Origin of the sequence: Pseudaminobacter soli (ex Li et al. 2025) (genome assembly GCF_029892515.1) — a bacterium.
Classification (GTDB): domain Bacteria; phylum Pseudomonadota; class Alphaproteobacteria; order Rhizobiales; family Rhizobiaceae; genus Pseudaminobacter; species Pseudaminobacter soli_A.
The window spans coordinates 1-13,657 of sequence record NZ_JARXVF010000017.1; the positions used below are offsets into that span (position 1 = coordinate 1).

At 57.8% G+C, this 13,657-nt stretch carries 12 protein-coding genes; 9 read left to right on the top strand and 3 right to left on the bottom strand.

Features of this window, described 5'->3' with window-relative positions:
* The first annotated feature begins 642 nt into the window (after positions 1-642).
* Positions 643-1,332 carry an outer membrane protein gene (locus M2281_RS29005; RefSeq protein ID WP_280824676.1) on the top strand — a complete coding sequence of 230 codons (690 nt, stop codon included), beginning with the start codon at positions 643-645 and terminating at the stop codon, positions 1,330-1,332.
* Between the two features lie 263 nt (positions 1,333-1,595).
* The gene (locus M2281_RS29010; RefSeq protein WP_280824677.1) at positions 1,596-2,120 is read left to right on the top strand and encodes a hypothetical protein; all 525 of its coding nucleotides are present in this window, start codon (positions 1,596-1,598) and stop codon (positions 2,118-2,120) included.
* Positions 2,121-2,188: 68 nt separating this feature from the next.
* Here the strand turns inward: M2281_RS29010 and M2281_RS29015 are convergent, their stop codons facing one another.
* A complete protein-coding gene (locus M2281_RS29015; RefSeq protein ID WP_280824678.1) occupies positions 2,189-2,851 on the bottom strand; it encodes a response regulator transcription factor in 663 nt (220 codons plus the stop codon).
* 220 nt (positions 2,852-3,071) lie between these two features.
* On the opposite strand from M2281_RS29015, the gene parS reads away from it, so the two are divergent.
* Complete coding sequence (parS, locus tag M2281_RS29020; protein ID WP_280824679.1) at positions 3,072-3,509, top strand: type II RES/Xre toxin-antitoxin system antitoxin; 438 nt, start codon at positions 3,072-3,074, stop codon at positions 3,507-3,509.
* The gene (locus M2281_RS29025; RefSeq protein WP_280824680.1) at positions 3,509-3,970 is read left to right on the top strand and encodes an RES family NAD+ phosphorylase; all 462 of its coding nucleotides are present in this window, start codon (positions 3,509-3,511) and stop codon (positions 3,968-3,970) included. The genes parS and M2281_RS29025 overlap by 1 nt, the downstream gene beginning before the upstream one ends.
* A gap of 208 nt (positions 3,971-4,178) precedes the next feature.
* Here M2281_RS29025 and M2281_RS29030 read toward each other — a convergent pair whose 3' ends face one another.
* On the bottom strand, positions 4,179-4,952 hold the full coding sequence (locus M2281_RS29030) for a GGDEF domain-containing protein (protein WP_280824681.1): 774 nt from the start codon (positions 4,950-4,952) through the stop codon (positions 4,179-4,181).
* 481 nt (positions 4,953-5,433) lie between these two features.
* Between M2281_RS29030 and M2281_RS29035 the strand changes: the two genes are divergently transcribed.
* The 4 genes from M2281_RS29035 to M2281_RS29050 are packed head-to-tail and all read left to right on the top strand — an operon-like array spanning position 5,434 to position 11,021.
* A complete protein-coding gene (locus tag M2281_RS29035; RefSeq protein ID WP_280824686.1) occupies positions 5,434-6,876 on the top strand; it encodes a TolC family protein in 1,443 nt (480 codons plus the stop codon).
* 58 nt (positions 6,877-6,934) lie between these two features.
* Complete coding sequence (locus M2281_RS29040; RefSeq protein ID WP_280824682.1) at positions 6,935-9,064, top strand: type I secretion system permease/ATPase; 2,130 nt, start codon at positions 6,935-6,937, stop codon at positions 9,062-9,064.
* A 45-nt stretch (positions 9,065-9,109) separates the two neighbouring features.
* Positions 9,110-10,399 (top strand): HlyD family type I secretion periplasmic adaptor subunit, encoded by a 1,290-nt coding sequence (locus tag M2281_RS29045; protein ID WP_280824683.1) that lies wholly within the window; start codon positions 9,110-9,112, stop codon positions 10,397-10,399.
* Positions 10,389-11,021 (top strand): ribbon-helix-helix domain-containing protein, encoded by a 633-nt coding sequence (locus M2281_RS29050; RefSeq protein WP_342394314.1) that lies wholly within the window; start codon positions 10,389-10,391, stop codon positions 11,019-11,021. Before M2281_RS29045 ends, M2281_RS29050 begins: the two co-directional genes overlap by 11 nt.
* A 123-nt stretch (positions 11,022-11,144) precedes the next feature.
* On the opposite strand, the gene M2281_RS29055 is transcribed toward M2281_RS29050, so the two are convergent.
* Positions 11,145-12,113, bottom strand: a complete 969-nt coding sequence (locus M2281_RS29055; RefSeq protein ID WP_280824684.1) for a transglutaminase-like cysteine peptidase — start codon at positions 12,111-12,113, stop codon at positions 11,145-11,147.
* A gap of 324 nt (positions 12,114-12,437) precedes the next feature.
* Between M2281_RS29055 and M2281_RS29060 the strand changes: the two genes are divergently transcribed.
* The coding region (locus M2281_RS29060) for a VCBS domain-containing protein (RefSeq protein WP_280824685.1) at positions 12,438-13,657 on the top strand (1,220 nt) is incomplete at its 3' end.

The following is a 13,657-nucleotide window of genomic DNA, read 5'->3' on the forward strand; positions in this document are numbered from 1 at the left end:
CGGTGCCGACTTCGGAGAGAAGCAAGACCCCTGGCGGGAGCTCGTAAGCACGACGCGGCAGCACCTGAATTGCTGACACGATCCTTTGTGCGCATTCGTTAGAGCCTGGAGCTTGCTATCCGGGGCACTTTTCTGCGCTTGACAGTTCCCGCCCCAAAAGAGAAGCCCGCCGCCTCCGGTGAGACGACGGGCTTGTGTCTGGGCATCTAATGCCGCGGTACTCAGTACTCAACCGTAGACGCCATATCGTGGCCAGACATGGTCAAGAATGTCTTAACGGCGTTGGGTGCTGTCGCATAAAATAAAGCGCCAGCCTGGAGTCTGAGGTCGGCAGTCGAGAGCAGGTAAAAGACCAAGAAGCACAAGAGAAATCTGAGTTTGCTCGAATTTCCTGTCACGATCAAAGTAAAATAGCCCACCTCGTGGGGGACGAGGCGGGCTACTGGGGTAATTTGGTAGTGTTGGCGACAGCAAACTAACTCTGACCGAGTCGAAAATCACGTAAGGAGAAAGGCTGCTTCTGCACTCTGAAAGAAGTAGCAAAATTGCAACAGAGTGCCGCCGATGTAACGGCGTCGATATATACGGATTGCTTGTTTCTGCGCAAATGTCTTACCTATTTGAAATCAGAAGGGGATAATCATGCGGAAATATATCATCGCCTCGGCGCTTATCGCCGCTAGCATCACCGGCGCCAAGGCTGCCGACGTGGTCGTTCAGGAGCCTGTTGCTATCTACAACTGGTCGGGTGTCTATGTTGGCGCTCAGATCGGCTATGCCTGGGCCAATGCGCGCTTTGAAAACTCTTACGGTGACTCTTCCGACCTAAATCCGCGCGGGTTTTTTGGCGGTATCTATGGCGGCTATAATTATCAGTTCTCGAACGATGTCGTTATTGGCGTGGACGCCGACATCAATGCTGCGGACATAAGGAGAGGCAGCGATTACTATTTCGAAGGCAAACTCAACAACGACCGCATCGACGCTTCTTCGAAGGTCAAATGGACTGGCGCCGTTCGAGCCCGCCTTGGCTACGCAATGGACCGCTTCTTGCCTTATATCGCCGGCGGCTACTCGGCGGCCCAATTCGAAATGAGCCTTTATGACGCCGCCTTCAATCGCGAGTTCTCGGAGAAAACCACCAGAAACGGTTGGAACCTCGGTGTGGGCTTGGACTATGCCGCGACCGACAATCTGATCCTACGAGCCGAATACCGCTATTCGGACTACGGCAGAAGGAACTCCGACGATTTCTGGGGTGACCAAAATGAGTCGCAACGGATCAAGTTCCGGACCAACGACATCCGCCTAGGCATCGCCTACAAGTTCTGATCTGCGACTCCCGCAGTGACCTCTGGCCCCGGCGAAAGCTGGGGCTTTTTCTTTTGAGGAGGTGCATCAAAGCCAGTCCGCGCTGCACCAAAACAAAATCAACACCAGGTTGCGGAAATCGTGTTTAACGGGTTAGTTCGGAGCAGGTGGCAGCCGCCAGGCAAGCTGCACATGCTAACGGGCGCCCGTCTTCAGCGTTAGTCTATGCGCTGGAGTTTGAAACGACCCTACGACTTTGGGACATCATTGGGCAATGGTGGAAGATGGACGAGGGCGGTGTCTCCGACGTTCTTGACCCAGGCCGCGATCTGAAATGGTTCGGTCTTCGGTGGGAAGACATCGACGAGAATCTTGTTCTCCACTACACGCCGTCGAAAACCTCCGAGAGGAACGGAGCTGCAATCTCGTACCCGTTGACCAAGGCGCCGATGGTCATGGAAGAACTGCAGCATTGGCCTCCAGAAGCTCGCCGCGGCCCAATGATAGTTTCCGAGGAATCAGGTCTGCCTTACAGGTCGAGCATCTTTTCGCGGCGCTGGACTGTCGACAGGAAAGCGGCAGGGCTTCCCGCTAACTTATGGGCGCGGGATCTGCGAGCATCAGGCATTACCGAGGGCAGGGCGTCCAACGTATCGACCGATGACGCTGCAAAGGTTGCCGGTCATAGCAGCAAGCGAACAACCGCCAGCGTCTACGATCGTGCGGTTCTTGAAGTGGCTGACCGCTTTGCGGAAGCCCGCCTGAAACGCCGTGAACAGAGCGGTAACGGCAGCGGTAACGCGCGGTAACGGGCTCCTCGTAGAGCACTGTTCTTCAACGATTTTTTTGAAGATCGCTTTAAGTCAGGCTTAAGGTCTCAAGTCTCGGAGCCGAGCCTATAGCCTAGGCCCCGCACCGTCTCGATCAGGCCCGGCCCCAGCTTGGCGCGCAGATGGTGGATGTGAACCTCGACGGCGTTGCTTTCCACCTCTTCCTGCCAACCGTAGAGCTTGTCTTCCAATTGGGCCTTGGAGAAGATTGAACCCGGGTGGCTCATCAGCACTTGCAGGGTCGCAAACTCCCGCCGGGACAGGCGCACTTGCCTGCCGGCCCGCTCCACCAACTGGCTGGCAGGCACCAGCCTGATGTCACGCCATTGCAGTTCGGCGTTTGAGCGGCCGTTGGAGCGACGGGTGAGCGCTCGCAGGCGCGCTGCGACCTCGTCAAGATCGAACGGCTTGCCCAGATAGTCGTCGGCACCGCTGTCAAGGCCGGCGATGCGGTCGGCGACGCGATCTCGTGCGGTGAGCAGTAGCACCGGTGTTTCGTCACGCCCATCCCGCAGGGATTTCAGCACGTCGAGCCCGGAGCCGTCGGGCAGCATCAGATCGAGCACGACGGCATCGAAGCTTCCCGCCGCCAGTGCTGCCAACGCGCTTTCGCAAGTGGCAACCGCATCGGCGGTGAAGCCAGCAAGCGACAGGCCAACCTTCAGCCCGTCGCGGAGGATATCGTCATCCTCGACGATCAGTATTCGCATGACCCATTTTCCGTTTGGACCGGCGCGCGCTTTGTAACTCCTCCTTAAGGCAGCCTTAAGAGATAATGATAGCTCTATCGCCCAAATCTCGGACTCATCAGCCGCGCCGTGACCCAATTGCAGCGGTAGTGCAATTTGCAGGAGGTCCCCCGGCTCTTGCTAATCGGCAATATGCTGCCTATGTTGGCGGCAAGTTGCCGTTCGCAGCATGGAGACTGTCATGTCGATTGCCATTGTGGAGGAAGTCGCACGAAAGCTCGGCGGCCAAAGCGTGCTCGGCAGGGTCGTGCGTTCGCAAGCCGATCTGGCCTTGGCCGTCCGCAATAGGCTTCCGCTGTCTGCTCTGCGCGGGCTCAGCCAGGCCGGGATGACGGAGCAGGAAATCGAGAGGTTCGTAATTCCGCAGCGGACACGCCGTCATCGCGCCGACAAGCACCAACCGCTGACGGTCGATGAATCTGATCGTGCCGTCCGCCTATTGCGCATCCAGTCCCTGGCGGAACAGACCTTCGGTGATCAGAACAAGGCCAATCACTGGCTTCGTCGTCCTCTGACTGAGCTCGGCGGCGAAACGCCGCTAGTAGTCGCACAAACAGAAGCTGGCGCGCGCGTGATCGAGACCATCCTCGGCAAGATCGCCTGGGGCGCGGCTGCCTGATGTTGCTGTGGCGCCTGTCAGGCAAGCAACATGCTCAGGCGCTCGCCGGTGGTTATGGGCTGCATTTTGATGGTCGCTGGAACACCGTTGGCCATGCTGTAACTTACTGCGCCACTTCTCCTGCCCTCTGTGTCCTCGAAAAGCTCGTCCATGTCGAAGATCCAGCGCTTTTGCCGGAGCTTGTCATGGTCCGTTATGAAGTGTCCGACAGCGTCGCTGTGGAAGATATCCGTTTAACCGATCTCCCGGCCGACTGGCGCCGAAACGAGGCCTGGAGCCAGCAGAGGGGCGATGCATGGCAAGAGAGGCGCTCAACGCCGTTGTTGCGCGTCCCCTCAGCCATCGTGCCGGTTCTCGGCTCTCAAGATCTGAACGTGCTGATCAACCACAGTCACCCTGCCGCAGCGGACATTCGAATAGTTGGCCAGGAGCCCTTCTCGCTCGATCAGCGATTGTTCTGAGCCCTGGCAGAATACCGCAGCTTCCTCTGAAGCAAATCAACCAATGGATAAGCGGAAAATTATCGGGCAACAGTTTCAACTCGTAGCAGCGAAAACAGGCCGCCGCATTGCTGCAAAGACCCCGTGCCGCGCGTAACAAAGTGGCGTTCCGTCGCGTTGTGGCCCGCCCACCATGATACAAACGAGCGGAAGCAGCGGGCCGACGCCATCAGACCATGCGGCTTTCTTCAAACGTCAAATCTCTTAGCAGCGTGACTTCCACATCATCGGTCTTGCGGTTCGTGGCGGACATCTGCGCTTCAGCAGCGCGGTGCATCGCGGTGAAATCCGTTGCCTCATCAAACGCAACACCCCCGACCCGCACCGTAAGGATGTCCTTTTCTCCTTCGGGGGCGAAATACACCTTCGCGATCTCACTTCGAATGCGGCTACCGACATCGACGGCGTCTTGTTCCGTGGCGTGGTGCAGGAAAATGGCGAACTCGGTCGTTCCGATGCGCCCGACGAAGTCGTCGTGCCGGATCGACGAACGGATTGTCCCGGCAATCAGGCGCAAGGCCTCGTTGCCCCATACAAAACCATGTTGCTGAATGATGGAGTTGAGATGCTCGGCATTCACGACGAGGAGGGCGCCATGCAGACCGGACTTCGGATTTCTGGACTTCATTCTGCGCTCGACCAGCGACGAGAATACATCCCCATGATAGGTGTCGGTTACCCTGTCATAGCTTGCCGAACGATTGAGTTCATTCCTAAGGCCGCGGAGTTCTCTTAGCTTGAGACCGATAACCGCTAGCATCGGCACCCCGATCAAGAGAGGCAGAGCGATGGATGCGACGACGCCTCTACCGAAGGAAGTAAGCGCACTGAACAGCAGCAGGTAGTTGAAGAGGAGCGACAGCCCAACGCAGCCGAGCGTGCCCAATAACACCAACTGAAATATCGGCCACAAACCTTGATTCCGCGCTTCCCTGCCTGCCACGTATCATTCCCTCCATCAAGTCGAAACATCAATAGGGTATGAGGCGTTCAGGCTTCGTTTCGATGATCGTTCATATTGAAGCTAAAAAATGCAATCGTCGTTGAGGAGGTCGATCGGCAGTAGTATCTTCGAGGCGGACTGAGCAGGACAGATGGCTCCGGTTCCATTCCCGTCTCGATCCAGTCGCAAAGTAGGATAATCTCGACTTCAACGCTTTTCGCTTGTTTTCGCAGCCTCCGGTTCATCGATACAGGCCGGAAAAATACTTTCCGATTTCATCACTTGTGTTTTTCGAAAGACGGCAAATCAGTTCTGATTTCTGTGCTCTTTTTACTACACAGTATGCCTATTCACTTTTAGGGGCGATATTCGTAGTTGAGAAGACACCGATTGGTTGTCGACTCTTGCTAATTTTGAGGTATTTGGAGGGGGCCTTGCTATCAACAAGGTTGCCGCAGTTTTATTGGGGGTAGTGGGGAATATGGCTGCAAGGCAATTCAGGCGTTTGCGCGTGGCGGTTCTTTTGGCCGCAACGGTTCTGTCGACCGGTACTTCGAATGCGTTGACGCTGAAAGAAGCGATCGCGGTGGCCGTCGATTCGAACCCGGAGATCGGGCAGGCGATCGAAAACCGCGAAGCGGTGGAGTTTGAGCTTCGGCAAGCCAAGGGCCTGTTTCTCCCCAGTGTCGACCTCGAGGCTTCCACTGGCGTAGGCCGACTGGACACCCCTGCTCGGCGTGCCTTCTCGATCAAGAATGAAACGCTCCATCCCAGTGAAGCCAGCCTGGTCGTGACGCAGTCGATTTTCGACAACGGAGCGCGGCGAGCGGAGTTGAACCGACAGGCGTCCCGTGTCGACGGCGCTTCGTTCCGGGTTCTCGAGCGGTCGGAGTTCATCGCTCTGTCGGTCGCTCAGCAATATCTGGAATATATGCTCCAGGCGCAAATCGTGGGTGAGGCCAAGAAGAACCTCGCCTTCCACCAGTCCATCCTGGGCAACATCCGGGATACTGTCGCTGGCGGCGGACTGACGGAGGCGGATCTGCAGCAGGCGGAAGAACGCCTCTACGGAGCTGAAGCGCGATTGAAGGAGGCATCCGAGGAATTGGAGACTGCCAAGATCCAGTTCTTCAAAACCGTCGGAAAGCCTCTGACCAACGCGACCTATCCCGGTTCCGTCGCCAAAGCGCTGCCTCGCTCGCTTGAGGAGGCGATAGGCCTGGCCAGGACGAACAATCCTCGCGTCCACATGGCAAATAGCGACATCGATGCGGCGGCTGCGAATGTAAACGCTGCCCGTGCTTTGTACGGGCCGGAAGTTTTCGCGGAAGGGCGCGCGCGTGCGTGGACGGGCGTTGACGGCGTCGACGGCCATTCGAATGACCTGCAAGCCCGCCTCGTGCTCCGCTGGAACCTTTATCGCGGTGGCATCGACAAGGCCAATGAGCAGGAACAGGTTCGTCGTCTGAGCGAGCAGCGGATGGTGCAGCATCAGGTCTTCCGCGAAATCGAGGAGGCCGTCCGTACTTCCTGGGACCGGCGCTTCAGGCAGGCAGACCTTGCCAAGACCTTGAGATTGCAGGCGGCCACCAGCGATCAGATCGTGAAATCCTACCGGGCGCAGTTCCAGGTGGGCCAGCGCTCGTTGCTTGACGTTCTCGATGCGCAGAACACGCGCTTCAACACGGCGGCGCTCGCCGATACTGCAGCTTACGCTTCGCTCTTCGCGGAATACCGCTTGCTGGCTGCGACGGGACAGATGCTCAAAACCATGAACATTGCTGCGCCCAAGCAGAGCGCCGCATATGCGCGCGGCGAGTTCAACGTGCCGCCGGCACCCGTAACGGACACTCAGACCAGGGAGCCGTCACAGCAGAACAACAATCTGCCGCTCGATATTCTGGCGCCCCTGAGGAAGAACTAGGAAACGAACAAAGAGAAAGCAGAGCACAAGCCCGTTTTGTCAATGCAGCCGGCGGCCCGTGAACCAACACTCTCACATTCAGTCTTTCGGCGATGCGTTCAAGGCCTGCTTCGCCGGCGTAGCGGCCTATCTGGGTAGGCCTTCTGCTGAAACCGTGCTCTTTGCCGGGGTTCCGGTCTCCAAGACGCATATCGAAGCAAACGACATCGAGCACCTTGCCGAGCGGATCGGTCTCGATACTCATTTCTTCGACCAACGGGAGCTGTCGAGGGGGCGTTTCGATCTCCCCGCCATCGTGTTTCTGGAGAACGGCTATCCGATTGGCCTGCTCGCCGAGGCGGGAGAGGAGTTCCTCACCACGCCGCAGGACAATGGCCGCTCGACGATCAGTAAGGAAAGTCTGATCGCAGGTGGAATAATCGGCGGCGTCTCTTTTTCGATCACCTACAGGAATGCGGCGGAGGCGCCAGTCACCGGCACCGCACAGAAGATCGAGCGGCGCCACTGGTTGCTTGGCACCATGGGACTGTTCTGGCGCACCTATACACAGGTGGCCCTGGCGGCGATCTTCATTAACATCATCGCGTTGGCCTCGCCCATCTTCACGATGAACGTCTATGATCGCATCCTGCCCAACAAGGCGATTGCGACGCTCTGGGTATTGGCGCTGGGCGTCGCTCTGGCGATGCTGTTTGACCTGCTGCTCAAGACCGCCCGTGCTTCTCTGATCGATCATGCCGGGCGCGCCGCCGATCTCCGCATCTCCTATATGCTGTTCGAAAAGGTGCTGAACAGCTCGCTTTCGGCCCGGCCGTCTTCGACGGGCGAATATGCCAACCGGATTACGCAGTATGAGTTCGTGCGGGAGTTCTTCACGTCCAATACAATCAGCGTCTTCATAGACACCTTCTTCGTGGTCGTGTTCCTACTGGTCATCTATGCCGTAGCCGGCAGCCTCGTCGTGATCCCGGCCCTTGCCTTTGTCGCCTCGATCTTTGTCGGGCTGGTGACCCAGCACCGGATCGGCAAACGGGTCGCCGCCTCGATGAACGAAGCGTCGCAGCGCCAGGCGTTGCTGGTCGAATCCATCTCCACTGCCGAGACGATCAAATCGCTCCGCGCGGAAGCATATCTTCTCAGGAAATGGCGCGAGCATACCAAGAATGCGGCCAACACCTCGGAGAAGATAAAGGAACTGTCGGCAGCAGCGGCCAACGCGACCCAATTCATCCAGCAATTGGTGACGGTGGGCATCGTGGTTGCCGGCGCCTATTCGTTTTCGGACGGAAACGTTTCCTCGGGCGCCATCATTGCAGCAGTCATGCTGTCTTCGAGAGCTGTTGCCCCGCTCGGCCAGATCGCAATAACTCTTTCACGCTTTCGTCAGGCAATGCTGTCGCTGCGGGTGCTGGACTCGATTATGGCGCAGCCCGAGGATCGGCCCGAAACACTCGGCTTCGTCAACCGCCCGGTGCAGTCGGGTGGTCTGATGTTCAAGAATGTCGGCTTCGCGTATCCCGGATCGGAAAACGAGGTTCTGACTGGCTTGACGCTTTCGATAAGACCGGGCGAGCGCGTTGGAATCATCGGCCGTATCGGTTCGGGCAAGACTACACTGGGACGACTGATCGGCAGGCTCTTCCTGCCGACAACGGGCGAATTGCTGATCGACGGCATCGATATCCGCCAGTATCACCCATCGGAGGTGCGGGCGGCCGTCGGCATCGTCGCGCAAGCAGGCGACCTGTTTTCCGGCACGATCAAGGAAAACCTGCTGATGGCGCGTCCCGAGGCCAGCGATGAGGAAATCATCGCGGCGGCGAAGGCCGCCGGCGTGGACGAGTTTGTATCCCGCCATCCCCGCGGCTATGACATGAATGTCGGCGAACGCGGCACAAACCTTTCGGGTGGCCAGCGGCAGGCGGTGGCGATTGCACGCTTGCTTCTGACAAAGCCCAAGATCGTGTTCATGGACGAGCCGTCAGGATCGATGGATCTCGCTTCGGAGCGTCAGCTTATCCGCCAGTTGAAAGTCGCATTCGATGAAACCACGACGCTGATCATATCCACTCACCGATACAGCATGCTGGAGATCGTCGATCGCCTCATTGTGGTGGAGCAGGGCCGGATCGTTGCCGACGGGCCGAAGGAAAAGGTTGTTCAGGCCCTGCAAAGACAGAGTGCCTGATCAGTGGCGCATTGGTCGAACCAATATACATTGGGTGTTTAGCAAATGCTGATTGGAGAAGACCGCCCGCCGTTGTTCGCGTCGGCCTCCGTCTACATTATCGGTGCGCTTTTCGCCACGTTCGTTGCCTGGGCGGCTTTCGCGCAGGTGGATGAGATTGCGCGCGGCGATGGCAAGGTCATTCCCGCATCCAAGACGCAGATCATCCAGTCCAGCGAACCAGGTGTCGTGCAGGACATCGCGGTAAAAATCGGACAGAAGGTAAAGAAGGACGATCTCATCATCAGGCTGGACAATACTTTGAATGTCTCCAGCCTCGGTGAGCAGCAGGCAAAAGCACGGGCGCTTGCGGCCCGCATCGCGCGCCTGAAGCACGAGCAAAGCGGCAATATCTCCAGCTCATTTGAGTGTCCTCCCGATATTCTTTCCTCCGCTCCCGAAATATGTGCCAACGAGCAGAAGCTGCTGGTGGCAAAACGGGAAAATTTCGAAAACAAGCTGTCAGTCCTGAAAGCGCGTGTCGAGCAGCGCGAAGGAGAGCTCAAAGAGGCCAATGCCAATTCGCAGCGGCTGGCCGAAAACCTCAGCGTCAGCGATCGAGAGGCCGCTCTCGTCGATTCGCTCGCCAAGCGCGGCCTGGTAGCGCAGACTGAAAAGATACGCGTTGACCGGGAGCAGGTCGAGCTCAAGGGGCAAATCAAGCTTTCCGCGGAGTCCATCGGACGGATACAGGGCGCGCTCACCGAGGCGAAGCTTCAGGTGGAAGAGATCGGGCTGGAGTTTCAGCAGCAGGCGCTCGATGATTTGACGCAAGCCCTGGCCGAACTGTCGGTTGTGCAGGAGACCCTTCGCGGAGCGAAGGACAAAGTTGCGCGAACCGACATCCGCTCTCCCGTCGACGGCATTGTGAATACGCTGGAGGTCAATACGCTCGGCGCCTTCGTGCAGCCCGGCGCCGTTGTGGCGGGTATTGTGCCGACGTCGGATACGCTTCTGGTGGAGGCGCGTGTATCGCCGCGCGATGTCGCCTTCATTCGCCCAGGCCAGGAAGCGCTCATCAAGATCACTGCATATGATTTTTCGGTTTTCGGAGGCCTCGAAGGTAAGGTCGAAAACATAACCGCCGACAGCCTCCTCGACCAACATACCGGGGAGCCCTACTATCAGGTCCGGGTTTCGACCCATACGGCGGCGCTCGAAAAGGATGGAAAGTCCTACTCGATCATTCCGGGCATGATCTGTTCAGTGGACGTCATGACCGGACGCAAGACCATATTGACCTACCTCTTGAAGCCCATCAACAAAGCACGCGAAGAGGCAATGCGTGAAAGATGAAACCGCGCCTTTGGAGATGTTTGACCAGGCGCTTTCAGAGGTTCCGTCGACCGACCTGCAGCCCGAGTTCAGGGTGGTCTCGCATGGCGGCGCCCGTCGGGGGCTTCGCCTGGAACGCCTTTTCTGGAAGGTGCTGAAGAGGGTTGCCGAAAGCCGGAAATCCACGCTTGGCGCAATGGTTGATGAAATAGCCAAGACCCATGGCGACTCCAAAAACGCGACGTCGGCGATCCGCGTGACCTGCATACGCTGGTTGACCGGCGAAAATGCGGAGCTTTCCAGACTTGCGTCCATAAAGACGGTCAATTCCATCCTAGGCGCATGCCCGTCGCCTGCCTTCACCCTGTCTTCTAGCAAGCGGATCCTGAATTTCAACGCGCCTTTTCAGCAATTGGTGCGACAGCACCTGCCGCAAGGCAGCGACGGCAGGCAGGATCTAAAGCTATCGCTGGATCTCAGCCTGCCGGAAATATTCAGCAAGCTCGACGCAAACCTCGAAGGGCCGGTTGTCACGGGTTTCGTTCTGGGGGCGGGTGACCGCCGTTATCGCGGTCAGATCAACGCTGTGCGCGCGCCGGTGATGGAGCCGGAACTGCTGATGGCGTTCGTGTCGAGGCCATGATCGCTAGATCGAGATCGCCTTTGCTTTAATCGCCTTCGTGCTCTTGGCCTTTGTTCTAACGCACGACCCTTTTCGAAAAGTCTGCAACTTTCAGGATCTTGGCCGGGTGTTCTCCGGTGCGCGCTACTTACCCTCTTCGGACACCGCCGTGCCATCAGCCGAAACCGGACCTTCGCCGGGAGCGATTCTGCCGAAGCCACCCGCCACGTCGGCAAGCTGCGTCGAGCCGGGCTTCCCGCCATGGATCCAGGCCCTCTCCTGACTGAACGAGTAGAGCGGCATGTAGTTCGGCAACTGACTGTCGACCATCACCGCATCTCTCACATTGTCCAGGATGAAGTTACCGCTTGCCGTGCTCACCGAAAGGACTGCGTGAAAGACGCGCAGCCGCTTGTCCTGAAGCACCACCAGAGACATGCTCTGCGCCGGTACGCCAGCCTCGAGCAGGGCGGCCATCTTCAGAATTGCGAAATCTTCGCAGTCACCCAGGCGTTTACGAAGAGTTTCGCCCGGTTTTGCCCAATAATCTTCCTGGCCATAGACTTCGCGGTCCGACCGGTAGGTAATCATGCGATTTATGCCGCTGTTGATCAGCGACAGCTTTTCCTTGAAACCCTTGCCGTGGGCGCTGTCCACCAAGTTTTGGAACTCCGGATCGTCGCCGCAACCGGTGTCCGAAATGCAAGTACTGACCGCCTGGTAAATTGGCGACCAACGGGCTGAAACCGGGAAGCTTTTCATCCGAAGAGCCATCGAACCAAAGACGCCTGGCATGATCGATGCAGTCTTCATCGTATCCAGGCTTGGCTTGGTGGTCTCCGGTGCGACCGGAGCCCCGTTCCCCGACGGGCCATAGACCCTCCAACCGGACACGAAGTTGTAGGTCGAAGCCGCTTTCTGAGTGATTGGCGGCATCTTCAACGCCACGCCCCCCAAAAAGGCTGAAGCCTTCGTCGCCTCTGGCAGCGCAGTGCTTGTACGCAGGCCGGTGGCCGCCTGTGCCGTCGCGCCTTGCCCCAATCCAGCAAGAAGAGCAGTAAGAATCACAAGACTATTCTTAGAATACTTGGAGTTGCTGTTTTTTCTTTTCATAACGCCCTCGCTACGGAGGAAGTTATTCAGAAGAGGCGAAAATACAGCAAACAGGCGTGGCTAATGATTCAAAATTTTACTTCAGATAAATTGTCTAAAATTCTAATTGTTTTTCCTGCCCGGGACTTCCGTGTGCGAGCACTCGGCCTGGGCTAGCTTCGATGAGGTCCGAAATGCATAGTATGCTATATGATAGGCTTTTACCAAAACAGAATTTTTACACGAGAAACATACATATCTATATGTTTTGAGTATAGGCAGTATTGCCTCATTGATTATTAGGTGTTTCTGTCCCGGCCATTATAGAGTTGGCGGGGGTTCAAGATGAGCATGGAAGTTGACAATCTGGCGGGTGCGCGGGCCTTTGAGGGCGGATCATCCGAAGCAGGATCGCATGCCTCTCCGGCGCAGACGCTGGTCGCCCAAGCTTCCACCACCAGCCAGGCCGAAGCGGTCGACCCTGTTCCGGTCGATGCCGGCAGCGGAGCGCCTGTCCAGCAGGGCGCTTCCACACCTTCTCAGGAATCGACGCCGGCTGTCGCGCACGAATATGCGCCGGAAGCCGGCAATGTCGTTCATCTGCCCGCCAACGTCTCGATCGACAACATAAAGGTCGACGGCCAGAACCTGGTCCTCGAACAAGCCGACGGCACACAGATCGTCATCAAGAATGCGGCCGCCAATGTGCCTACCTTCGTTTTGGGCGAAGTGGAAGTGCCGCGTGTTGCGCTTTTGGCGGCTTTGGAAGCTAGCGGCGTGAACGTCGCCTATGGTCCCAATGGTTCCATGTCGGCCGGCGGAACTTCCCACAGCTCCGGTGGCAATTTCGAAATGCCGTTGGGAGGGATCGGTCGGGGCTTCAATCTCTCAGACTTGCTGCCGCCGACGGCTCTGCAATTTTCGCAACTCGACGAACGCGACCTTTACCCGACGATCGCGCGCGAACCGGCGCCGGCAATCAATCACGCGCCGGGCATCGAGCTTGGTGATACGGGTATCGTCTATGAATCAGACTTGCCGAACATCGGCTCGAATTCCGCCAATTCAACCGCGGGCCACATATATGAAGGCTCGTTCCGCTTGTCAGATCCCGACGGCTTTAGCGACCTCAAGACGCTCACGATAAACGGCACGACCGTCAACATCTCGGCTCTGGCCGGCCAAAGTTTCGTCGGTGCCTCTGGCTATGGCACACTCACGATAACTGGCTACAATCCCGCAACCGGCGTTGTAACCTACAAGTACGAACTGAGCGGCCCCACCACGGACGTTCCTGGCGAGACGGAACATGACACCTTCACGCTGATCGTTTCCGATGGAAAGTCATCGTCAGCGCCAGCCACCATCACCATCAACATCGTCGACGACGTGCCGACGGCGCATGCGGACACGACCGATGTTGCCGCGGGGAGCTTCGAGGCGATCGAGGGTGATGTGCTGTCGAACGATGTGTTCGGCGCGGACGGCAAGGACGCTGTCGGCGGGGTCGTCGGCGTTGCGCTGGGCAACACCGACGCCAACCTTGACGATTCCACGACGGTCGG

Excerpts from the sequence above, each read along its gene's own strand:
- M2281_RS29025 (WP_280824680.1), top strand. The coding sequence starts at position 3,509 with ATGTTGCTGTGGCGCCTGTCAGGCAAGCAACATGCTCAGGCGCTCGCC.
- M2281_RS29055 (WP_280824684.1), bottom strand. The coding sequence starts at position 12,113 with ATGAAAAGAAAAAACAGCAACTCCAAGTATTCTAAGAATAGTCTTGTG.
- M2281_RS29005 (WP_280824676.1), top strand. The coding sequence starts at position 643 with ATGCGGAAATATATCATCGCCTCGGCGCTTATCGCCGCTAGCATCACC.
- M2281_RS29035 (WP_280824686.1), top strand. The coding sequence starts at position 5,434 with ATGGCTGCAAGGCAATTCAGGCGTTTGCGCGTGGCGGTTCTTTTGGCC.
- M2281_RS29045 (WP_280824683.1), top strand. The coding sequence starts at position 9,110 with ATGCTGATTGGAGAAGACCGCCCGCCGTTGTTCGCGTCGGCCTCCGTC.
- M2281_RS29015 (WP_280824678.1), bottom strand. The coding sequence starts at position 2,851 with ATGCGAATACTGATCGTCGAGGATGACGATATCCTCCGCGACGGGCTG.
- M2281_RS29010 (WP_280824677.1), top strand. The coding sequence starts at position 1,596 with ATGGACGAGGGCGGTGTCTCCGACGTTCTTGACCCAGGCCGCGATCTG.
- parS (WP_280824679.1), top strand. The coding sequence starts at position 3,072 with ATGTCGATTGCCATTGTGGAGGAAGTCGCACGAAAGCTCGGCGGCCAA.